General features: G+C 70.7%; 20 protein-coding genes. 9 read left to right on the top strand and 11 right to left on the bottom strand.

The genetic code is table 11. The annotated features are described in order from the left end of the window. Window positions 1-74: 74 nt before the first annotated feature. The 3 genes from BN940_RS10190 to BN940_RS10180 form a co-directional block, all read right to left on the bottom strand. Window positions 75-893 carry a transporter substrate-binding domain-containing protein gene (locus BN940_RS10190; protein WP_043682712.1) on the bottom strand — a complete coding sequence of 273 codons (819 nt, stop codon included), beginning with the start codon at window positions 891-893 and terminating at the stop codon, window positions 75-77. Between the two features lie 163 nt (window positions 894-1,056). Next, window positions 1,057-2,421 (bottom strand): TrkH family potassium uptake protein, encoded by a 1,365-nt coding sequence (locus BN940_RS10185; protein WP_052355774.1) that lies wholly within the window; start codon window positions 2,419-2,421, stop codon window positions 1,057-1,059. Window positions 2,422-2,487: 66 nt separating this feature from the next. Next, window positions 2,488-3,144, bottom strand: coding sequence for a potassium channel family protein (locus tag BN940_RS10180; RefSeq protein WP_043682710.1), 657 nt, complete (start codon window positions 3,142-3,144; stop codon window positions 2,488-2,490). 227 nt (window positions 3,145-3,371) lie between these two features. Between BN940_RS10180 and BN940_RS10175 the strand changes: the two genes are divergently transcribed. Continuing rightward, complete coding sequence (locus BN940_RS10175; protein ID WP_043682708.1) at window positions 3,372-4,394, top strand: alkene reductase; 1,023 nt, start codon at window positions 3,372-3,374, stop codon at window positions 4,392-4,394. Window positions 4,395-4,406: 12 nt separating this feature from the next. Here BN940_RS10175 and BN940_RS10170 read toward each other — a convergent pair whose 3' ends face one another. Next, window positions 4,407-4,868, bottom strand: coding sequence for a GatB/YqeY domain-containing protein (locus BN940_RS10170; protein ID WP_043682704.1), 462 nt, complete (start codon window positions 4,866-4,868; stop codon window positions 4,407-4,409). 147 nt (window positions 4,869-5,015) lie between these two features. Then, on the bottom strand, window positions 5,016-5,780 hold the full coding sequence (locus BN940_RS10165) for an NRDE family protein (RefSeq protein ID WP_043682701.1): 765 nt from the start codon (window positions 5,778-5,780) through the stop codon (window positions 5,016-5,018). A gap of 184 nt (window positions 5,781-5,964) precedes the next feature. Here BN940_RS10165 and BN940_RS10160 point away from each other — a divergent pair, with 184 nt between their 5' ends. The 4 genes from BN940_RS10160 to fabB all read left to right on the top strand — a co-directional run bounded on the left by BN940_RS10160 (window position 5,965) and on the right by fabB (window position 10,025). Next, on the top strand, window positions 5,965-7,566 hold the full coding sequence (locus BN940_RS10160; protein WP_052355773.1) for a methyl-accepting chemotaxis protein: 1,602 nt from the start codon (window positions 5,965-5,967) through the stop codon (window positions 7,564-7,566). Further along, entirely contained in the window at window positions 7,563-8,012 is a 450-nt protein-coding gene (locus BN940_RS10155) for a hypothetical protein (RefSeq protein ID WP_043682698.1), read from the top strand. The genes BN940_RS10160 and BN940_RS10155 overlap by 4 nt, the downstream gene beginning before the upstream one ends. 271 nt (window positions 8,013-8,283) lie before the next feature. Continuing rightward, window positions 8,284-8,796, top strand: coding sequence for a 3-hydroxyacyl-[acyl-carrier-protein] dehydratase FabA (fabA, locus tag BN940_RS10150; RefSeq protein WP_043682696.1), 513 nt, complete (start codon window positions 8,284-8,286; stop codon window positions 8,794-8,796). Window positions 8,797-8,807: 11 nt separating this feature from the next. Then, window positions 8,808-10,025: a beta-ketoacyl-ACP synthase I gene (fabB, locus tag BN940_RS10145; protein ID WP_043682693.1), complete on the top strand. Its 1,218-nt coding sequence runs from the start codon at window positions 8,808-8,810 to the stop codon at window positions 10,023-10,025. Window positions 10,026-10,121: 96 nt separating this feature from the next. Here fabB and BN940_RS10140 read toward each other — a convergent pair whose 3' ends face one another. Both BN940_RS10140 and BN940_RS10135 read right to left on the bottom strand, forming a co-directional pair. Then, window positions 10,122-11,348: a CynX/NimT family MFS transporter gene (locus tag BN940_RS10140; RefSeq protein ID WP_052355772.1), complete on the bottom strand. Its 1,227-nt coding sequence runs from the start codon at window positions 11,346-11,348 to the stop codon at window positions 10,122-10,124. Then, window positions 11,345-12,562 (bottom strand): MFS transporter, encoded by a 1,218-nt coding sequence (locus BN940_RS10135; protein ID WP_043682690.1) that lies wholly within the window; start codon window positions 12,560-12,562, stop codon window positions 11,345-11,347. The genes BN940_RS10140 and BN940_RS10135 overlap by 4 nt, the downstream gene beginning before the upstream one ends. 220 nt (window positions 12,563-12,782) lie before the next feature. On the opposite strand from BN940_RS10135, the gene BN940_RS10130 reads away from it, so the two are divergent. Continuing rightward, window positions 12,783-13,694: an urea transporter gene (locus BN940_RS10130; protein ID WP_158386273.1), complete on the top strand. Its 912-nt coding sequence runs from the start codon at window positions 12,783-12,785 to the stop codon at window positions 13,692-13,694. Here the strand turns inward: BN940_RS10130 and BN940_RS10125 are convergent. The 4 genes from BN940_RS10125 to BN940_RS10110 form a co-directional block, all read right to left on the bottom strand. Further along, window positions 13,676-15,391 carry a cbb3-type cytochrome c oxidase subunit I gene (locus BN940_RS10125; RefSeq protein ID WP_198408264.1) on the bottom strand — a complete coding sequence of 572 codons (1,716 nt, stop codon included), beginning with the start codon at window positions 15,389-15,391 and terminating at the stop codon, window positions 13,676-13,678. The two genes, BN940_RS10130 and BN940_RS10125, sit on opposite strands and share 19 nt — an antisense overlap. A 13-nt stretch (window positions 15,392-15,404) precedes the next feature. Next, entirely contained in the window at window positions 15,405-16,388 is a 984-nt protein-coding gene (locus BN940_RS10120; RefSeq protein ID WP_084330633.1) for a c-type cytochrome, read from the bottom strand. Continuing rightward, complete coding sequence (locus tag BN940_RS10115; protein WP_043682687.1) at window positions 16,385-16,648, bottom strand: hypothetical protein; 264 nt, start codon at window positions 16,646-16,648, stop codon at window positions 16,385-16,387. Before BN940_RS10115 ends, BN940_RS10120 begins: the two co-directional genes overlap by 4 nt. Before the next feature lie 376 nt (window positions 16,649-17,024). Next, window positions 17,025-17,936 carry a YicC family protein gene (locus tag BN940_RS10110; protein ID WP_043682684.1) on the bottom strand — a complete coding sequence of 304 codons (912 nt, stop codon included), beginning with the start codon at window positions 17,934-17,936 and terminating at the stop codon, window positions 17,025-17,027. A gap of 84 nt (window positions 17,937-18,020) precedes the next feature. Between BN940_RS10110 and rph the strand changes: the two genes are divergently transcribed. Genes rph through hemW form a run of 3 tightly spaced genes read left to right on the top strand, consistent with a single transcriptional unit; the run spans window position 18,021 to window position 20,693 of the window. Continuing rightward, entirely contained in the window at window positions 18,021-18,773 is a 753-nt protein-coding gene (rph, locus tag BN940_RS10105; RefSeq protein WP_043682682.1) for a ribonuclease PH, read from the top strand. A 55-nt stretch (window positions 18,774-18,828) separates the two neighbouring features. Continuing rightward, a complete protein-coding gene (rdgB, locus tag BN940_RS10100) occupies window positions 18,829-19,476 on the top strand; it encodes an RdgB/HAM1 family non-canonical purine NTP pyrophosphatase (RefSeq protein ID WP_052355771.1) in 648 nt (215 codons plus the stop codon). Further along, window positions 19,473-20,693 carry a radical SAM family heme chaperone HemW gene (hemW, locus tag BN940_RS10095; RefSeq protein WP_084330632.1) on the top strand — a complete coding sequence of 407 codons (1,221 nt, stop codon included), beginning with the start codon at window positions 19,473-19,475 and terminating at the stop codon, window positions 20,691-20,693. The genes rdgB and hemW overlap by 4 nt, the downstream gene beginning before the upstream one ends. The last annotated feature ends 126 nt before the right edge of the window (window positions 20,694-20,819 follow it).

Genomic DNA, 20,819 nt, shown 5'->3' with positions numbered 1-20,819 from the left:
CGGTGCCGGCGGGCGGCCGGCGGCCCCGGGGGAATGAAGCCGGCGCCCGCAGGCGCCGGCCGCGTCGTCGGGCATTACTTCTTGCAGGCGGCGTAGTTGGACAGGTCGACGCCGAACCATTTGGTGCTGGAGGACTTGATGGTGCCGTCGGCGATCAGTTCGCACAGGGCCTTGTCCACCTTGGCCTTCAGCTCGGTGTTCTTCTGGTTGATGCCGGCCCCGATGCCCAGGCCCAGGATGTCCGGGTCGGCGCTGCTCTTGACCACGGCGTCGGCCAGGGCGAACTTGCCCTTGCCGGTGGTGTCCAGGAACTGGCTCTGCGGGGTGACTTCGGAGAAGGTCGCGTCCAGGCGGCCGGCCGACAGGTCCATCTGCATCTGGTCCTGGGTCTCGTAGGTCTTGAGCTTCAGGTCCGGCGCGTATTTCTGCAGGTAGGCGCCCTGGGTGGTGCCGCTCTGCACGCCGACGGTCTTGCCCGCCAGGCCGGCCATCAGGGCCTTGGGATCGGCGGCCTTCAGCAGCGCGTCGCCCTGGGGCAGCACGAAGGCGGAATCTTCCGTGGCGTAGGGGATGCTGAAGGCGATGACCTTGGCGCGCTCGGCGGTGACGGACATGCCGGAGATCACCAGGTCGAAGCGTTCGGCCTGCAGGGCGGGAATCAGGCTGTCGAAGGCCTGGACCACGAAGCGGCACTTCATGTCGAGCTTCTTGCACAGGGCATGGCCGACGTCGGCGTCGAAGCCGGTGACCTTGCCGCTGGCGTCGACCATGCTCCAGGGCGGGTAGCCGCCTTCGGTGCCGATTTTCAGCGTGGCGGCCGAAGCCGTGGCGGCCAGGCCTGCAAGGCCGAGGGCGGCGCACAGCGCCGCCTGTCGTGCGATGGAAATCACCATGGACGGGATCCTAATGAGAGGTTGGGTCTTGGGAAATGCGGAAAGAGGAATATTAGTACATTGAGGATCGGGGTGGGGCAGGCATCTCTCCACCTCGCGGCCTGCATGCCGCTCGGATTCGCCCTGCACGGAACAGTCCGCAGGGGCTGTTCCGTGTCCGGGCTCATCCAATCTGCACCACCGTTTCCGGGTAGCGCACCCGGCTGCGGCGCTGCGTGCCCAGGCTGTAGACCAGGGTCAGCGGCCCCAGGCGGCCGACGAACATCAGCAGCATCAGCACGATCTGGCTGGGCAGGCTCAGGACGCGGGTCAGATCGGGGCTGATGCCGGTGGTGCTGAAGGCCGACATCACTTCCATGACCACGGCGATGAAGGGCATGTCCTCGAACAGGCTGACCAGGAAGATGCCCAGGCAGACCAGCAGGCCCGACACCATCATCAGCGCCAGGGCCTTGTGGATGGTCTCGGGGGCGATGGTGCGGTGCATCAGCACGACTTCCTTGCGCTGCAGGATGTAGGCGCGGACCACGGCCAGCAGGACGATGAAGGTGGCGAGCTTGATGCCGCTGGCGGTGGACAGCGAGCCGCCGCCGATGAACATCAGGCCGGTGAGCAGGAAGCGCGAGCTGTCGTAGAGCTGATCGACGTCCACGCTGGCGAAGCCGGCCGTGCGCGCCGCGACGACCTGGGTCCAGGCGGCCAGCCCCTGGCCCGCGGCCGGCAGCGCGCCCAGGGTGTTGGGGTTGCGCGCCTCGATCAGCCAGAACAGCGCGAAGCCGGCCAGGTTCAGGACCAGCGTGCCGATCAGCATCAGCCGCGTGTAGTAGGCCAGCGTCGTCCAGCTGCGCTTCTGCTGGATGTCGGCCAGCACGCTGAAGCCCAATCCCCCGAGGATCACGCAGCCGGTGATCACGAAAGTGGTGACCGGGTCCTGGGCGAAGCCGGCCAGGCTGCCGGGAAAGAGCGACAGGCCGGCGTTGTTGAAGGCCGAGACGGCGTGGAAGCCGGCCAGCAGGAAGGCGTGCTCCAGGCTGTCGTGGCGCCACCACCAGAGCGTCAGGATCAGGATGGCGGCGCCCTCGATCACGAGGGAGAACTTCAGCACCGTCAGCGCCGTCTGGCGGATGCGGGCCACGCTGGTCTGGTTGAAGGCCTCCAGCGCCAGGGCCTGGTATTTCAGGCTCACGCGCCTGCCCAGGGTCAGGGTGGCGATGATGGCGAAGGTGACGAAGCCGATGCCGCCGATCTGCACCAGGGCCAGCAGCACGGCCTGGCCGAAGAAGCTCAGGTCCGTGGCGGGGTCGATCAGCATCAGGCCGGTGACGGTGACGGCCGAGGTGGCGGTGAACAGGGCCTCGAACATGCCGAAGGGATGGCGCTGCGCCACCGGCAGGGACAGCAGCACGGTCCCGACCAGGATCAATATGAGGAAGCTGCCGGCCAGGACGGCGGGCGGGCTCGCCTGCAGCTGGCCGGTGCGGCGCGCCTGGCGGTAGGCCTGCAGGGGGTGGATGTTGATGCGCGCCATGCTGTCGGAATCGGTCGGAATCGGTGGGGCCGGTCGGAAGGGGCGGGAGGCCGGACCGGGGAACGGTCAGCGCAGTTTCGGCGCGGCGTTCTTCAGGTAGTGCAGCGGGCCGAACAGGATCAGGGTGTCCTTGGTGCGCACCACGAACTGGTCGGTGGGGTGCACGGTGGTCTCGCCCTTGCGCTTGACGGCCAGGGCGTGGATGGCGCCCGGGGGATCGGTGGTCAGGGCGTCGCCCAGGGTGCGGCCGTCCAGTTGCGCGCTGGCCTCGATCTCGACCACGAAGTCGCCGTTGCCCAGCGAGATGTAGTCGTTGACCATGGGGTAGCTGAGCACCTGGGCGATGCGGATGCCCATCTCGTCTTCCGGATGGATGATGCGGTTGGCGCCCAGCTTGGCCAGGATCAGGTGGTGCGCGCGCGAGGACGCCTTGACCCACAGGACCTTCACGCCCAGCGCCTTCAGGTGCACGGTGCAGACCAGGCTGGCCTGCAGATCCTCGCCGATGGCGACCAGAACCACGTCGTATTCGGGCAGCCCCAGTTCGGCCAGGGCGTCGCGGTCGGTGACGTCGGCGATGGCGGCGCGGGTCAGCCGGTCGGCCATCTGGTCGATGACGCGGCTGTCGGCGTCCACGCCCAGGACCGAATGGCCCAGCCGCATCAGTTCCAGCGAGGTGGCGCTGCCGAAACGGCCCAGGCCGATGACGGCGAATTGTCCCATGGTGCTTCCTCAGTGTCCGTTTAGGGCGATTTGAGCATACAAGGCGCCGGGACGGGGCGCCAGAGTTCGGCCAGCGGACGCCGGATGGCGTTTTGACCATGGTCAGACGCCCGAAAATCTGGTAAAAACCCTGATGGATTTTTGCTTGAATTTGATATTTGGATGGTGCGTTGCAGCAAATTACGACAGGGAATGCGCTGAACCAGCCCCGCTTTTTCCCGCATGATATGACAAGTTTGTTCGATCCGGTCAGGCTGGGGGAAATCGAGCTGCCCAACCGCATCGTCATGGCGCCCGCCGCGGGCCCGGGGTCCGTGCAGTGCCGCGTGCCCGACGAGGGCATGCGCGCCTATTATGCGCAGCGCGCCGACGCGGGCCTGATCCTGGCGGGCGCGGCCTCGGTGTCGCCGCTGGGCATCGGCCATCCGAACACGCCGGGCATCTGGAATTCCTCCCAGGCGCAGGCCTGGCGGACGGTGACCGACACCGTGCATCGGCGCGGCGGGCGCATCGTCCTGCAGCTGTGGCACGCCGGCCGGGTGTCGGACCCCGAATACCTGTCGGGCGAGATGCCGGTGGCGCCCAGCGCCATTCCCTGCGGCCGGGGACCTTGCCCTCAGGCGGGAGGCTTCGTCGTGCCGCGCAGCCTGCGGCTCGACGAGATCCGGCGCGTGATCGCGGATTTCGAGCAGGCGGCCCGCCACGCCTGGCTGGCGGAATTCGACGGGGTGGAAGTGCATGCCGGCGACGGCTACCTGATCGACCAGTTCCTGCACGACGGCTCCAATGGCCGGCAGGACGACTACGGCGGCTCGGTGTGCAAGCGCAGCCGTTTCCTGCTGGAAATCGTCGAGGCCTGCGCCGGCATCTGGGGCGCGGGCCGGGTCGGCGTGCACCTGTCGCCGCGCGGCGACCGCTACGACATGCGGGATTCGGATCCCGCGGCGCTGTACCGCCACGTGGCCCGCGAACTGGGCCAGCGCCGCGTGGCCTTCATCTGCGTGCGCGAGCACGAGGGCCCGGACGCGCTGGCGCCGGTGATCCGGGACGCCTTCAGCGGTGCGCTGGTGCTGAGCGAGGGCTACGATCCCGCATCGGCGCTGCGCGCCGTCCAGGCGGAGCGGGGCGAGGCGGTCGCCTTCGGGCGGGCGTTCGTGCGCAATCCCGACCTGGTGCGGCGCCTCAGGGCCGGGCAGCCGCTGGTGCCGGAGGCCGCGCCGGCGGAGCCGCTGGCTGCCGCGGGCGGCTGAGCGCGCGCCCGATCAGCCGTTGAGCCGGGCGCGGACCTGGGCGGATACGGCGGCCATGTCGGCGCGGCCGGCCAGGGCCTTCTTCAGCTGACCCATGACGGCGCCCATGGCGGCGCCGCCCTGCAGGCCCTGGCTGGCGGCCTGAGCGACGGCGGCATCGAGGGCGGCCGCGATTTCCTCGGGCGAGGCGCCCTGCGGCAGGAATTCCTTCAGGATGTCCAGTTCGGCGCGTTCCTGGGCGGCGCTGTCGGTGCGGCCGGCGGACTCGAAGGCCGCGATGGATTCGCGCCGCTGCTTGACCTGCTTTTCGATGATGGCGAGGATCGCGGCGTCGTCGGGCTCGACGCGCTCGTCCACGGCCTTCTGCTTGATGGCGGCCTGCAGCAGCCGCAGGGTGCCCAGGCGGGTGCTGTCGTGCGCGCGCATGGCGGCCTTGACGGCGTCGGATATCTGGCTGGCGAGCCCGGTGCTCATGGGGATTTCCTGTGGGGCGTTGAAAACGGCATTTTAGCGCGCGGCCCGTCCCGGCGCGCTCGGGCCTGGCGCGCTCTCGCCCGGCGTGATGCGGCCCGTGCGGCGGTGCTGCGCGATGCCGCCAGGGGACCGGCCGGCCGTCCCGGCCTACAGCCGCCAGTCGTGGCGCTCCAGCGGGCGCCCCGCGGCATCGTAGCCCTGCTCGCTGAAGAAGACCCGCCCGTCGGCCGTCCCCGCCAGGACCGTCGAGCAGCGCGTGCCGTAGTCCGGGCTGATGATGAAGGGGCTGCTCAGCAGGCGTTCGCGCTCCGGGGCGAGGCCGGTGGCCGGCAGCCGCGCGTCGTCGGCCGGGGTGGTGTCGCGCAGCCGCTCGAACACCTGTTCGGGCGCGGCCTCCCAGGCCGCGGGCGGCAGGGCGTCCAGCGAGGCGCGCAGCCGCGCGGCCTTGGGCCAGGGGGTGTCGAGCAGGTGGTTCGACAGCACGTACCGCCCCGGTCCCAGGCGGCGGGGCGCGCGGGCGGGATCGCGGTTGCCCAGGTACCAGGCCTGGCGCGCATCGCCCGCGATCAGGTTGAAGCCCGCCCAGGCGTCCATCCGCGCCGCGATTGCGGCGATCCAGGCGGCGGGATCGTCTTCGCTCAGGAGGAAGTCGCGCACCAGCAGGCCGCGCGACGGCGCGCCGGGCGGCATGGGGCGTCCGGGCTCGCGGTAGTTGGTCAGCAGAGCGTAGCGGCCGGCGGCGGTGGCGCCCATCCAGGTGCCGCCGCCCTGCAGGTCGCGGCCGGCGAGCAGCTGCGGGGCTTCGGCCCAGGGGCGTGCCGCCCGCGTCGGCCGCGCGTGGAATTCGTCGCGGTTGGCGGCGATCAGCAGGGGCTGGCCGGAAGCCCCCAGGGACAGGTAGGCGATGCACATAGGGTATGGAATGGGGGGCGGGACCGGCGCGGCCGGAATCCCGGGATATGGCCCTTTTTCTGCGACTTGGGCGGAATGCTCCAATCGTATACTGATTTCGCGACCGCGCTGTCTCCGCCAGCGGCCGCCCCGTCGAAGACCGCGGGCGCATCCGGAATGCGGACAATAAGAAGAGGAAGACATCATGTCACGGTCATTGAAAGCCTGGACGCGCACGACCGCGTTCAAATTCGCCTTGTTCACCCTGGCGGCGATCATCGGGATCATCGTGCTGACGGCATCCCTGCTGTGGATGGAGCGCGGCGCCCTGCTGCAGGAACGGCAGGTCGGCGCGCGCCAGGCGGTCGAAACGGCCTATGGGGTGATCACCTACTACCACCGCCTCGCCGGGACCGGCGCCCTGCCCGAGGAGCAGGCGAAGAAGCAGGCCATGGAGGTCCTTCGCGGCATGCGCTACAGCGGCCAGGAATATTTCTGGATCAACGACATGGCGCCGCGCATGGTGATGCACCCGATCAAGCCCGAACTCGAAGGCAAGGACTTGTCGGGCATGCAGGATCCCAACGGCCTGAAGCTGTTCGTGGCGTTCGTGGATACCGTCAAGGCGAGCCCCACGCACGACGGCTACGTGTTCTACCTGTGGCCCAAGCCGGGCGTCGACCAGCCCGTGGAAAAGGTCTCCTACGTGAAGGAATTCGCCCCCTGGGGCTGGATCCTCGGCTCGGGCGTGTACCTGGACACGGTCGACGCCGTCGTCTGGGGGCAGGCCGGCGGCTTCGCGCTGGCGGCGGCCATCCTGGCGCTCATCCTGCTGGTCCTGGGCGCCGTCCTGTCGCGCCGGCTGGTGCGCCAGCTGGGCGGCGAGCCCGACGCGGTCATCCAGATCGCCGATCGCATGTCGCGCGGCGACCTGCGCGTGGACATCCCGGTGCGCCCGGGCGACCAGGCCAGCCTGATGCATGCGATGCGGGTCATGCGCGACGGCATCGCCCAGGCCGTGGCCCAGGTGCGCCAGGGCACCGAGTGGATCGGCCAGTCCGTCGGCCAGATCGTGCACGGCAACCTCGACCTGTCGGCGCGCACCGAGCAGCAGGCCGCCTCGCTGCAGGAAACCGCCGCCAGCATGGAAGAAATCACCAGCACGGTGAACCACAACGCGGCCAACGCCCAGCAGGCCAACACGCTGGCGGCCACCGCTTCCGAGATCGCCTCGCGCGGCGGCCAGAACGTCTCCCGGGTGGTCGAGACCATGGGCGAGGTCAACGCCTCGACGCGCCAGATGTCGGACATCGTCGGCGTGATCGACAGCATCGCCTTCCAGACCAACATCCTCGCCCTGAACGCGGCGGTCGAGGCCGCCCGCGCCGGCGAGCAGGGCAAGGGCTTCGCGGTGGTGGCCTCCGAGGTCCGCGCGCTGGCCCAGCGGTCCTCGAACGCGGCCAAGGAAATCCGCAGCCTCATCGACAGCACCGTGCAGAAGATCCAGGCCGGCGCCGAGATGGCCGACGGCGCGGGCCAGACCATGACCGAAGTCGTCTCCAGCGTGCAGCGGGTGGCCGACATCATGTCGGAAATCACCCTGGCGAGCCGCGAGCAGGCCGCCGGCATCGAGCAGATCAACCTCGCCATCGGCCAGATGGACCAGGTGACCCAGCAGAACGCCGCGCTGGTGGTCGAGGCGGGCACGGCCGCCCAGTCTCTGAACGACCAGATGAACGGCCTGAACCGCGCCGTCGGCGTCTTCCAGCTGAGCGGGCCGGGCGCGCCCGCCTTGCCCCAGGAATGAGGCGTGCTGGCCTGATCCCGCGCGGTGCGGGGGCCGCCGCCTCGCTCGCGCTGCTCCTGGCGGCGGGCGCCGCGCAGGCGGGCGAGCGGGCCTGGACGCGGGACTGGGTCAGCCAGGGCCTGCAGGCGCAGGGGCGTGCGGTGGCGGTCCTCTACGCGCCGGGCCCGCGGGATCCGGCGGTGCCGGACTCGGCGCGCATCACCCGCGTCTACGCGTCGCGCGATTACGACAGCAGCGCGCGGATCTCCACCCGCCTGTGCTGGGGTTCCGAAAAGGGGCCGTGCGTGCCGCTGGAGGGCCGCAGCATCGAGACGGGTCTGCTGCGGGGCCGGGCGGCGCGCGGACCGCTGCTGCTGGTGCACCGGGTCGAGGGCTGGGGCGGCGGCCACCCGCCCGTCTTCGTCCGCGGGACGGTGACGGTGTGGTTCGACGACGGACAGCCTTGACGGGCCGGACGTGCGGGAAGGATGCGCGGGAAGGATGCGCGGGAAGGATGCGCGGGAAGGATGCGCGGGAAGGATGCGGGCGTGGCTGCCGCTGGCAGTGCCTGCCCGGATTCCGGCAGGGCCTCGGGCGCGCGGCCCGGGCTTCCAGGGGTACCGGCCGGCGGCGCCGTCGGCTGAAAATGGATCGGGTTATACTAGTCAGCTTACCTGGTTTAGAGGGCGCCCCTGCGCCCGCCACGACCGCCGAGCCGGGGATCTCAGACGGAAAATCATGCAAAAGAACAGCTATAGCTACGACGAACTGCTGGCGTGCGGGCGCGGGGAACTCTTCGGTCCCGGCAATGCCCAGCTGCCGCTGCCGCCCATGTTGATGCTCGACCGGATCACGCACATCGATGACAAGGGCGGCGCGCACGACAAGGGTCAGATCGTGGCCGAGCTCGACATCCGCCCCGACCTGTGGTTCTTCGACTGCCATTTCAAGGGCGATCCGGTCATGCCGGGCTGCCTCGGGCTGGATGCCATGTGGCAGCTGGTGGGCTTTTTCCTGGGCTGCTGCGGCGGCCAGGGCCGGGGCCGCGCCCTGGGCGTGGGCGAGGTCAAGTTCACCGGCCAGGTCCTGCCCACCGGCAAGCTGGTCCGCTATACCATCGACATGAAGCGCGTCATGATGCGCAAGCTGGTGATGGGCATCGCCGACGCCCGCATGGAGGTCGACGGCCACGAGATCTACGCGGCACACGACCTGCGCGTGGGCCTGTTCACCCGCACGGACAATTTCTAGGAGCTTCGATCATGCGTCGTGTCGTCGTCACCGGCATGGGCATCGTGTCCAGCCTGGGCAACAACCAGTCCGAGGTCCTCGACAGCCTGCGCCAGGGCCGCTCCGGCATCACTTTCCAGCCGGAATACGCCGAACAGGGCCTGCGCTCGCACGTGGCGGGTTCGGTGCATCTCGATGCGCTCGACCGGATCGACCGCAAGCTCAGCCGCTTCATGGCCGACGGCCACGCCTACGCCTGGCTGGCCATGCAGGAAGCCATCCAGGACGCCGGCCTGACGCCCGACCTGGTGTCCAATCCGCGCACCGGCCTGATCGTCGGCGCCGGCGGCGCCTCGCATTCCTCGATCAACGACGGCATCCGGACCCTGCACGAAAAGGGCGTGCGCCGCGTCGGCCCCTACATGGTCACCAAGGCCATGGCCAGCGGCGTGTCCGCCTGCCTGGCCACCGGCGCCCAGATCAAGGGCGTGAACTACTCCATCAGCTCGGCCTGCTCCACCAGCGCGCACTGCATCGGCAACGCGGTCGAGCAGATCCAGCTGGGCAAGCAGGACATCGTCTTCGCCGGCGGCGCGGAAGAAGAACACTGGTCGCTGTCCTTCATGTTCGACGCCATGGGCGCGCTGTCCACGCGCTACAACGACACGCCCGAACGCGCCTCGCGCACCTACGACGCCGACCGCGACGGCTTCGTCATCTCCGGCGGCGGCGGCATCCTGGTGGTCGAGGAATACGAGCACGCCAAGGCGCGCGGCGCGCGCATCCTGGCCGAGATCGTCGGCTACGGGGCGACGTCCGACGGCTACGACATGGTGGCGCCGTCCGGCGAAGGCGCGGTGCGCTGCATGCGCCAGGCGCTGGCGGGCGTGGACGCCCGCGTGGACTACATCAACACCCACGGCACCAGCACGCCGGTGGGCGACACCAAGGAACTCGAAGCCATCCGCGAAGTCTTCGGCGACGACCAGCCCTGGATCGCCTCGACCAAGTCGCTGTCCGGCCACGCGCTGGGCGCGGCGGGCGTGAACGAGGCGGTCTACACCCTGCTGATGATGCAGCATGGCTTCGTCGCGGCCTCGGCCAACATCGACACCCTGGACCCGGCGGCCGAAGGCATGAACATCCTGCGCGAGACCCTGCCGCAGGCCCGCATCGAGACCGCGCTGTCCAACAGCTTCGGCTTCGGCGGCACCAACGCCACCCTGGTGTTCTCGCGCGCGGGGCTCTGATCCCGCCCGCATCGCATCCTTAGGCCTGATCCGGAACGGCCCGCCGCGCGCACCGCACGGCGGGCCGTTCCGGCTTTCGATGCGGTCGGGCTGGGCTCAGGACGCCCCGGCCGCGGCGCCGTCCGCGGCCTGGACCACGGTGGCGCGCACCAGCGCATTGCGGCCCGCGCGCCAGCCGGCCAGCGCCGTGCAGACGCCGAGTACGGCCAGCAGTCCGGTCGAGGCCCGGAAATTGCCCGCCCAGTCGTGCAGCACCCCGATCAGCAGCGGGCCGCTGGCGGCCAGCACGTAGCCCGTGGTCTGGGCCATGCTGGACAGGTGGGCGGCCACGTGGGCATCCCCGGAGCGCAGCACGATCAGCATCAGGGCCAGGGCGAACAGCCCGCCCTGGCCGATGCCCTGGATCACGGCCAGCGGCCAGATGGCCCAGCGCGGCCCCAGGATCATGCCGATCAGGGCCAGGGTGGCCGCGGCCGCCAGAACGACCGCCAGGCCGCGCTGGTCGCGGCAGCGCGCGGCCGCCACGGGCGTCAGCAGGCAGGCGGCGACCTGCAGCAGGATGGACAGGGAGGTCACCAGGCCGGCCTCGGTGCCATCCAGCCCGCGGTCGCGCAGCATCGGCGCCATCCAGCCCAGCACGCAATAGGCCAGCGCCGACTGCAGGCCCATGAACAGGGTGACGGCCCAGGCCAGGCCGTCGCGCCGCAGACCGTCGACCGGCAGGATGTGGCGCCCGCCCGCCGGGCGGCCGGGCGCGCGCAGGGCGATCGGCGCCCAGGCGGCGAGCGCTGCCACGCCCGGGACGGCCCACAGCGCCAGGCCCAGGTCCCAGCGGCCATCCAGGGCCCGGGTGACCGGCAGCGTGACGGCGGCGGCCAGGGCCGCGCCGCCCACGAGGCTCATGGTGTACAGGCCGGTCATCAGGGCTGCGCGGTCGGAAAAATCCCGCTTCACCAGGCTGGGCAGCAGCACGTTGCCCAGGGCGATGCCCGCGCCCGCCAGGCCGGTGCCCAGGAACAGGCCCGTCACGCCCAGGACGCCGCGCAGGGCCGTGCCCGCGGCGATCAGCGCCAGCACCAGCAGCAGGGTGCGCTCGATGCCGGTGCGCTGCGCCAGGCGCGGCGCGAAGGGGGCGAACAGGCCCATGCAGAGCACGGGCAGGGTGGTCAGGTAGCCGGCCTGGGCGCCGGTGAGGCCCAGGGCCCGGGTCAGTTCGGGCAGCAGGATGGCGGTGCTGGGAAACAGCGGGCGCAGGTTGGCGGCCAGCAGCAGGAGGCTGGCCGCCGTCAGCCAGACCGCCGGGCGGGTGACGGCCGACTTCATGCGGCGCGGCGCCGGGTGTCCGGCAGGAAGAAGGCGGCCAGGCCCAGCAGCGGCAGGAAGGCGCACAGGTGGTAGACGAAGGCGATGCTGGTGGCGTCGGCCAGCCGGCCCAGCGCGGCGGCGCCGATCCCGCCCATGCCGAAGGCCAGGCCGAAGAACAGGCCCGAGACCGTGCCGGTCTTGCCGGGCATGAGTTCCTGCGCGTAGACGATGATGGCCGGGAAGGCCGAGGCGATCATGAAGCCGGCGCAGAATACCAGGATCAGGGTCCAGTGCAGGTTGGCGTAGGGCAGCGCCAGGGAGAACGGCGCCGTGCCCAGGATCGAGCCCCAGATGACGCGCTTGCGGCCGACGCGGTCGCCGATGGGGCCGCCGGCCAGCGTGCCGGTGGCCACGCCGGCCAGGAACACGAACAGGGAATATTGCGCCTGCTGGACGTCCAGGCCGAAGCGGTCGATCAGGAAGAAGGTGAAATAGCTGTTCAGTCCCGCCAGGTAGAAATATTTGCTGAAGATGAGCAGCAGCAGGATGAACACCGCGCCGCGCACCTGGCGCGCCGACAGGCCGTTGTCGGTCTTGCGCAGCGACGCGCGTCCGCGCACGCCGGACAGGTTGGCGGCGTACCAGCGGCTGACGCCCAGCAGGATGCAGATGCCGGCCAGCGCGGCCAGCGACACCCAGGCGACGCTTTCCTGGCCGTGCGGCACGATCAGCAGGGCCGCCAGCAGCGGGCCGATGGAAGAGCCGATGTTGCCGCCCACCTGGAAGATCGACTGGGCCAGGCCGTGGTGGCCGGCCGAGGCCATGCGCGCCACCCGCGAGGATTCCGGATGGAACACCGAGGACCCGGCCCCCACCAGCGTGGCGGCCAGCACCACCAGGGGGAAGTTCCAGGCCTGGGACAGCAGCAGCAGGCCGCAGCAGGTGAAGCCCATGCCGATCGGCAGGGAATAGGGCAGCGGGCGGCGGTCCGTGAACCGGCCCACCAGCGGCTGCAGCAGCGAGGACGAGAACTGGAAGGCCAGGGTGATGATGCCGACCTGGGCGAAGCTGAGGTCGAAGCGGCCCTGCAGCACCGGGTAGATGGCCAGCAGCACCGACTGCATCATGTCGTTGAGCAGGTGGGTGAGGCTGATGGCCCCCAGGACGGGGAAGGCGACGCCGGGCTCGGACGGAGGCGCGGCGGATGGCGCCGTGGCGAGAGAGTTTTTCATGATGGATCGGACGATGACATCCGCCCGATTGTACGCCGGTCCTGGAGGCCGGGCCGGGACATGCGCCGGCCGTAATGGAGGCTATTCCGCCGGCCGCGCCCGCACGCGCCGTTCCCGCTGTACGATCGCGGCTGGGGCCCCTCATCGGCTCCGGTCCGTCATCGGCTCCGGTCCGACAGCCACGTCATTCATTGATTCATTCATCTTCCAGGCGCGCTCCATGTTCCAGCGGGTTCATGATTCGTCCGGCGATCCGTTTCCGTTCGGCGCCGTCTTCGGCCGCCGGGTGCTGCGCGGGATCGGCCAGGTCTATCTGCTGCCCAGCGCGCGGGCCGGCGCCGTCCTGCTGGCCGCCGTGGCCTGGCAGTCCTGGACGCTGGCGGGCGCCTGCCTGCTGGGCGCCTTGACCGGGACCGTGTGGGGCCTGTCGGCGGGCCGCGCCGACGCCGGCGGCCGCGCCGGCCTGGACGGCTACAACGGCGCGCTGACCGGGCTGGGAATCATGGTCGTGCTGCCGCCCGGGCCGCTCGCCTGGTCCCTGGTGGCGCCCCTGGCCTGTCTGGCGACGTGGGCGGCGCGGGTATGGCGCAACCGGTGCGCGGCGCCGCCCTATACGGCGCCCTTCGTCCTCGTGACCTGGCTGCTGATGGCGGCGGCCGAAGGCCTGGACCTGCCGCGGGCCGCCGCCGCGGCCGCCGTCGATCCCGGCTGGGGCGAGGCGGTGCAGGGCCTGCTGCGCGGGGTGGGGCAGGTGATGTTCCTGGACGATCCCCGCGCCGGCGCCCTGTGCCTGCTGGGCCTGGCGCTGGGCGCGCCCGGGGCGGCGCTGTCCGCCGGCCTGGCCTCGGGCCTGTGCCTGCTGGCGGCGGCCCTGGCGGGCTTCCCGTCCGACGCGGCCGGGCTGGGCCTGTACGGCTTCAACGCCGTGCTCGCGGCCGAGGCGCTGCGGGCGGTCCGCCCGGGCCGCCTCGACCGCTGGCTGTGGCCCTGCCTGGGCGCGCTGCTCAGCCTCGGCCTGATGCGGGGCTTCCAGGCGCTGGAACTGCCGCCGCTGACGGCGCCGTTCCTGCTGGCGGCCTGGGCGGTGCGCCAGGCCGCCCTGCGCCGGGGAGCTCAGGCCCGGGCGGCCTGATCGAGCGGTGCCGGGCCGGCGGCGGGGCCGGACGGCGCCGGTTCGCCCGCCGCCCCGGCCACCCGCGCCTCCAGCGAGGCCAGGAAGCGCCAGACGAACAGCAGCGTGATCAGCAGCAGGCCCGGGTAGCCCAGGCCGGCCAGGACGTAGGGGATGGTCGGATCGCCCTGGGCCACGGCATCCAGGTTGAAGCTGAGCAGCCCCAGGGTGATGAAGGCGCCGAAGAGCCACATGCCCATCAGCCACAGGCCGGCTTCCGCGCCGTGCAGCGTGCGGCCCCAGCGTCCCGCGCCGGCCGCGGGCGGGACCACCTGCGGACGGGGAGCGGTGCGGGCGCGCAGCCCCAGCGTCAGCAGGTCGTAGATCAGCAGGCCCGCGCCGGTGAGGAAGACCAGGCCGAACACCGGCACCAGGACCTTGTAGAACTGCATCGCGGGAAAGACCTGGCCGCCGAACCAGTTCAGCCCCATGGCGCGGTACAGGAAGACCTGGATCGTGCCGCCGATGGCGAAGGCGAAGGCGATGCCCAGCATGCCGGCGAAGACCAGCCAGAAGGCGATCCGGCCCAGCCGCTGGTCGAAGTCCTTGACGCCGCGCAGCAGGGGCAGCGCGTAGTAGGCCGAGGCGATGCCCAGCATGCCGAAGGTGCCGAACAGCGCCAGGTGAGCGTGGCTGGGCGTGACCCAGGTGCCGTGCGACCAGACGTTGGTCAGCGCGAAGGTCATGGTGAAGCCCAGGATGCCGGCGCCCACCTGCTCCAGCACCACCGAGCCGAGGATGAAGTAGAAGGCCGGGGCGTTTTCCAGCGGGCGGCGGTCCTGGTGGGCGTCCAGGTAGATGTGCCAGAAGCAGAACACCAGCGGCAGCGGTTCCAGGGCGCTGAACAGCGAGCCCCAGAACTGCCAGAATTCCGGCGTGCCGATCCAGAAGTAATGGTGGGCGTTGCCGATCAGGCCCGACAGCCAGACCATCGCCACGCCCCAGAACACGGCGTAGCCCACCGCCTTGACGTCGGCCTTGAACATCAGCACCAGCAGGAAGCCGACCAGGCTGATGTGGATGACTTCCCAGACGCCCTCGACCCAGTAGTGCACCACGTACCAGCGGAAGTATTCCTGCAGGTCCAGGCGCTCGACGAAGAACACGCCGAACAGCCAGACGAAGGTCAGGGCGGTGACCCCGATCGCCAGCCCCCAGTGGATCTCGTTCCATTCGCGGCGCGCCGGGAAGGTGCGCAGCACCACCCAGGCCAGGATGGCGAAGCCGACGAAGATGACGATGTCGGCGGCGCGGCCGGCCTCCAGGTATTCCAGGCCTTCCTGCAGCCAGGGCTGCCCCAGCCACCAGCCGGCGATGCCGCGCGCCGCCAGGGACTGGGTGGCGACGTTCCACAGCGTGACCGCCAGCAGGGCCCAGAACAGGAAGCGGATCAGGCCGGGAGCGGCCAGCTCGCGGCGCGACAGCAGGGGGCCGATGAAGAGGATGGTGCCGATGAAGCCCGACAGGATCCAGAGGATGCCGAGATTGGTGTGCTCGGCGCGCAGGACGTTGAAGTTGAGGATGCCCGAGAGCAGGTGCGGGTCCACGTGCTGCACGGCGATCAGCAGGCCGAACAGGACCTGGAATCCGAACAGCACCAGCATCAGCAGGAAGAAGCGCAGGCTCAGGCGCTGTGTCTGATAGTCGATCTTGATCATGATGGCTTCCTTTTCACAGGCTGCGCAGGAAGGCCACGATGGCCTTCATGTCGGCCTCGTCGATCAGCGCGTCGTAGGACGGCATGACGTGCGGCGGGTAGCCCGCGACGATCTGGGCGTCGGGCTGGCGGATCGAGCGGACCAGGTAGGCCTCGTCCGCCGTGACGGTGGTGCCGTCGGCCAGCTCGACCGCGTGGCCGGCCAGGCCGCCCCAGCCCGGGCCCACGGTGCGCTTCTGGTCGGTGGCATGGCAGGCCACGCAGCCCAGGTCGGAGACCAGCTGGCGGCCGCGCGCCACGGGATCCTGGGCCTGCGCGTCCGGCGCGGCGGCCGCGGCCGCCGGGGCGGAGGCTGTCGTGGCGGGAGCCACGGGGGCTGCCGTGCCGCCGGCCGCCGCCGGCCCGGCCAGGCCGGCGGGAATCCGCCGGTCCTCGCGCGGCTTGGGCGGCCAGCCCTCGGTGTGCATGGCCGAGGTGTATTTCAGGAAGGCGATCAGCGCCGTGACCTCGCGCGCGTCCAGCGGCAGGTTGGGCATCAGCGTGTGCCGGCCCCCACGCTGGTCCAGCCGTTCGGCCGCGCCGGGATGGCGCCGCAGGTAGGCCTGCAGGTCGGCGGAGCCGGCGTCTTCCTGGGCCGCGGGGTTCTGCAGCTGCACCCGCACGGCGGCCGAGGTCGGCCAGCCGCCCGCCGAGGGCAGGAAGGCGGCCAGCCAGGCCGGCCCGGCGTCGGCGTAGATGCGCGTCAGGTCGGGCCCGAAATAGGCGCCGTTGCCGACGATGGTGTGACAGCCCATGCAGTTGTAGGCCTGGAAGACGCGCTTGCCTTCCACCGCGTCCACGCCGCCGTACTGGATCGAGTCGGGGATGGCCTGCACCCGGGAAGGCAGGAAGGACCAGACCGACAGCAGCAGGAAGATCGCCAGCATCAGCCCCAGCACGGCCAGGGCGCCGCGGCGGATGGCCGGTTCGCGGCAGTCGGCACCATTCAGGCAGCTCATGACCGTTCCTCCCGCGCCAGGCCTTCGCGTCCGGCGGCCGGGGCCCGCGCCTGCTCGTCATGCAGGAACAGGGTGCGCAGGCTGCCCATGAAGATGTAGAACACGTACACCGCCAGGACGTAGCCCGTGGCGATGTACAGCCACCACATGGCATGGGATTCCGGCCAGTACTCGAAATCTCGCCAATAGGGCCAGGACAGCAGCACGCTGACCAGGCCCGCCAGGGCCGCCAGGACCCCGTCGATGATGCGTTGCGCCATGATTCCCTTTCCTCCAGGTTGTGGATGGCAGGGACAGTCTAGGAGCGGGGGTGGCCGGGCAGCCGCGAAGCCATCAAGCCGGATGCGGGATATGGTTGATGCATGAAAGATCAGGAAAACATCAAACGATGGTTTTCTTTGCTGCGGCGCAAGATGGAGAAACGGCGTGAATGACCGCGTCCAAGAGATTGTTTTTCAAGAACATATTCCTATGTATCATAGAGATACGAAATGTTCTTGATGTTTTTTCTGAGCGGCACGGACCGGGTGCCCAAAGGCGGCGCGCAGAGCGCCCGAACCCCCGAGATCAATTACCGGGGTCGAGCGCCTTAACTTGGATCAAGATGACGCAGAAATGGGGGTTTCCCCCAGGCGGTCACTCGATGTTCTGCGCCTGCTCCCGCATCTGCTCGATCAGCAGCTTCAGGTCGATGGCGGCCTGGGTGACGGACAGGGCGGCGGCCTTGGAGCCCAGGGTGTTGGCCTCGCGGTTCATTTCCTGGAACAGGAAGTCCAGCCGCTTGCCGCTGCCGCCGCGCGCCGCGGACGCATGCCTGCCGGACAGGATCTCGCGCAGTTCCTGCAGGTGCGAGCGCAGCCGGGTGAGTTCCTCGGCCACGTCCACGCGCAGGCCGAACAGGCTGGCTTCCTGGGCGATGCGGGCGGTGAGCTCGGCCCCGCCGATGGCGGCGAAGCCCTCCGGGCTGGCGGCCTCCAGGGCCTCGCGCAGGCGCTGGGCGACGCGCTCCTGGTGCTGGCGCACCAGGGCCGGCAGTTCGGTTTCCACGCGCGCGACGATGGCATCGACCTCCCCGGCCATGGCCAGCATCGCCTCGGCCAGCCGGGCGCCCTCGCGCTGGCGCGCGGCGCCGAATTCCTCCAGGGCCTGCGCGCAGGCCTGCTCGCACAGGGGCAGCCAGACTTCGGCGTCCAGCCCGCCGCGCAGCCCGCCTTCGCGCGGGAGTTCGGCCAGCGTGGGGGCGGGCAGGTCGGGAATGAATCGGCGCGCCCATTGCAGCTGTTCGGCCAGCGCGCGCACCGCCTCGGGATCCAGCGGGCGCAGGGCCTCGCGGTCGAGCGCGGCGTAGCTCAGCTTGAGCTCGACCTTACCGCGCAGGGCCTGGCGGCCGACCAGGTCGCGCAGGCGGGATTCGGCGAAGCGCAGATCTTCCGGGATCCGCAGGCTCAGGTCCAGAAAGCGGTTGTTGACGCTGCGGATCTCGGCGCTGATCGAGCCGGCGTCGGAATCCAGACGGGCGGAGCCAAAGGCGGTCATGCTGCGGATCATGGGGCGGTCTCGTCGGCGTTTATCTACAATGGGGCCTTATTGTAGTCCGGCCCCATCGCGCGGCCCATCGCAGGAAATTCCCTCATGACGCTCCCCTCCGCCCCCGTTTCCGCCCCGCCGCGGCCGTCCGGCCGCCGGCCCGACGAACTGCGCCCCATCGAACTGCTGACCGGCTATACGCGCCACGCCGAAGGCTCGGTACTGGCCTGCATGGGCGACACCCGCGTGCTGTGCAACGCCAGCGTGCTGGACAAGGTGCCGCCCTTCCTGAAGGGGCGCGGGCAGGGCTGGGTCACGGCGGAATACGGCATGCTGCCGCGCGCCACGCACACCCGCGGCGAGCGCGAGGCGGCCCGCGGCAAGCAGAGCGGCCGCACCCAGGAAATCCAGCGCCTGATCGGCCGCGGCCTGCGCGCGGTGTTCGACCTGCGGGCGCTGGGCGAGCGCACGCTGCACCTGGATTGCGACGTGCTGCAGGCCGACGGCGGCACCCGCTGCGCCAGCATCACCGGCGCCTGGGTGGCGGCGGCGCTGGCGGTGCGCCGTCTGATGGCCGGCGGCCAGCTGGCGGCCGATCCGCTGCGCGGCCAGGTGGCCGCCGTCTCGGTCGGCATCGTGGACGGGCGCCCGGTGCTGGACCTGGACTATCCGGAAGACGCCGCCTGCGACACCGACATGAACGTGGTCATGACCGGCGCCGGGGATTTCGTCGAGGTGCAGGGCACGGGCGAAGGCGGCAGCTTCCGCCGCGACGAGCTGGACGGTCTGCTGGACCTGGCCACCGTCGGCATCCAGGCCCTGATCCGCGCGCAGGCGCGCGCCCTGGAGGCGGCATGAAAAAAGTGGCCCCCACGCCGCGCCTGCGGCCAGCTCGTCTCGGGACGGCCCGGCGATGAAAAAGGTCGTGCTGGCCTCGGGCAATCCGGGCAAATTGAGGGAGTTTTCCGCCAGCCTGGCGGCCGCCGGCATCGACATGGTGCCGCAGAGTGCGCTGGGCGTGTCCGAGGCGGAGGAACCCTTCCACACCTTCGTGGAAAACGCCCTGGCCAAGGCGCGCCACGCCAGCCGCGCCACCGGCCTGCCGGCGCTGGCCGACGATTCCGGCCTGTGCGTCCACGCCCTCGGCGGCGCGCCCGGCGTCCATTCGGCGCGCTACGCCCGGATGCCGGACGGCACGCGCTCGGACGCGGCCAACAACGCCCGGCTGGTGGCCGAGATGGCCGGCCGCACCGACCGGCGCGGCAGCTACGTCGCCGTCCTGGTCTACATGCGCAGCGCCGACGACCCACGCCCCATCGTGGTCGAGGGCTCCTGGGACGGCGAGGTCCTGGACGCCCCGCGGGGCGCCAACGGCTTCGGCTACGACCCGTATTTCTACCTGCCCGACCTGGGCATGACCGCCGCCGAGCTGCCCCTGGAGCAGAAGAACATCCTCAGCCACCGCGCACGCGCCCTGCGCGGCCTGCTGTGGGCGCTGCGCGGCGAATTCGGCTCGTTCCCGGACCAGGACGGCGGCCCGGCGGGCGGAGCGCCGCGATGAAGCGCCTGGTGCCCGTTCCCACGCCCGAACGCGAAGGCGATGGCCGCCCCGGCGTGCGCGGCAAGCCCGGCCTGGTGGCGCTGCCGCCGCTGTCGCTGTACGTGCACGTGCCCTGGTGCGTGCACAAATGCCCGTATTGCGACTTCAATTCGCACGAGCGCAGCGGCGAGCTGCCGGAAGAAGCCTACCTGCAGGCGCTGCAGGCCGACCTGGAGCAGGCCGTGCCGGACGTCTGGGGCCGGCCGGTCTCGACGGTGTTCTTCGGCGGCGGCACGCCCAGCCTGCTGTCGGCCGAGGCGATCGACCGGATCATCGGCCTGTTCCGCGCCTACCTGAACCTGCCCCCCGGCGTGGAGATCACCCTGGAAGCCAATCCGGGCACCGCCGAGGCCGCCCGCTTCCAGGGCTACGCCCAGGCCGGGGTGAACCGGATTTCGCTCGGCATCCAGAGCTTCGACGACGACAAGCTGCGCCGCCTCGGACGCATCCACGACGCCGCCCAGGCGCGCGCGGCCATCGAAATGGCCCAGCGCGCCGTGGACCGGGTCAACCTGGACCTGATGTTCGCGCTGCCGGAGCAGACCCTGGCCGAGTGCGAACGGGACGTGCGCGAGGCCCTGGCCTTCGGCACGGGGCACCTGTCGCTCTACCACCTGACGCTGGAGCCCAACACGGTCTTCGCCAAATACCCGCCCCGGGTGCCGGACGACGAACTGAGCGCGGCCATGCAGGACCGGGTGGCGGAACTGGTGCAGGCGGCGGGCTTCGACCGCTACGAGGTCTCGGCCTACGCGCGGCCCCACCAGGCCTGCCAGCACAATCTGAACTACTGGCGCTTCGGCGACTACCTGGGGATCGGCCCGGGGGCGCATTCCAAGATCTCCTTCCAGGACCGCATCACGCGCCAGGCGCGGGCGCGCATGCCGGACGCCTGGATGCGGCTGGCGACCGAGGGGGCCGGCCGGCACGTGGTCGAACGCCGCGAACTGAGCCACGGCGATCTGGGCTTCGAGTTCATGCTCAACGCCCTGCGCCTGCGCGAAGGCGTCGAGGGCGGGCTGTTCATCGAGCGCACCGGCCTGTCGCTGATGGCCCTCCTGCCGGCCATGCGCCGCGCGGTGGACCGCGGCCTGCTCGAACCCGGCCTGGACCGGATCTGCGCCACGCCCCAGGGCTGGCGCTTCCTGAACGAACTGCAGATGGAATTCCTGCCCTGAGCCGCCGGACGGCAGACACCGGACGGCAGACACCGGACGACAGACACCGGACGACAGACACCGGACGACAGACACCGGACGCCGGGCCCGGACACTGGCCCGCCGCCGGACGTCGAATGCCGGAAA

The sequence above is a fragment of the Castellaniella defragrans 65Phen genome, assembly GCF_000612685.1.
Lineage (GTDB): Bacteria > Pseudomonadota > Gammaproteobacteria > Burkholderiales > Burkholderiaceae_B > Castellaniella > Castellaniella defragrans.
The sequence above is the reverse complement of the archived record's forward strand: the minus strand, read 5'-3'. Positions and strand labels throughout refer to the sequence as shown.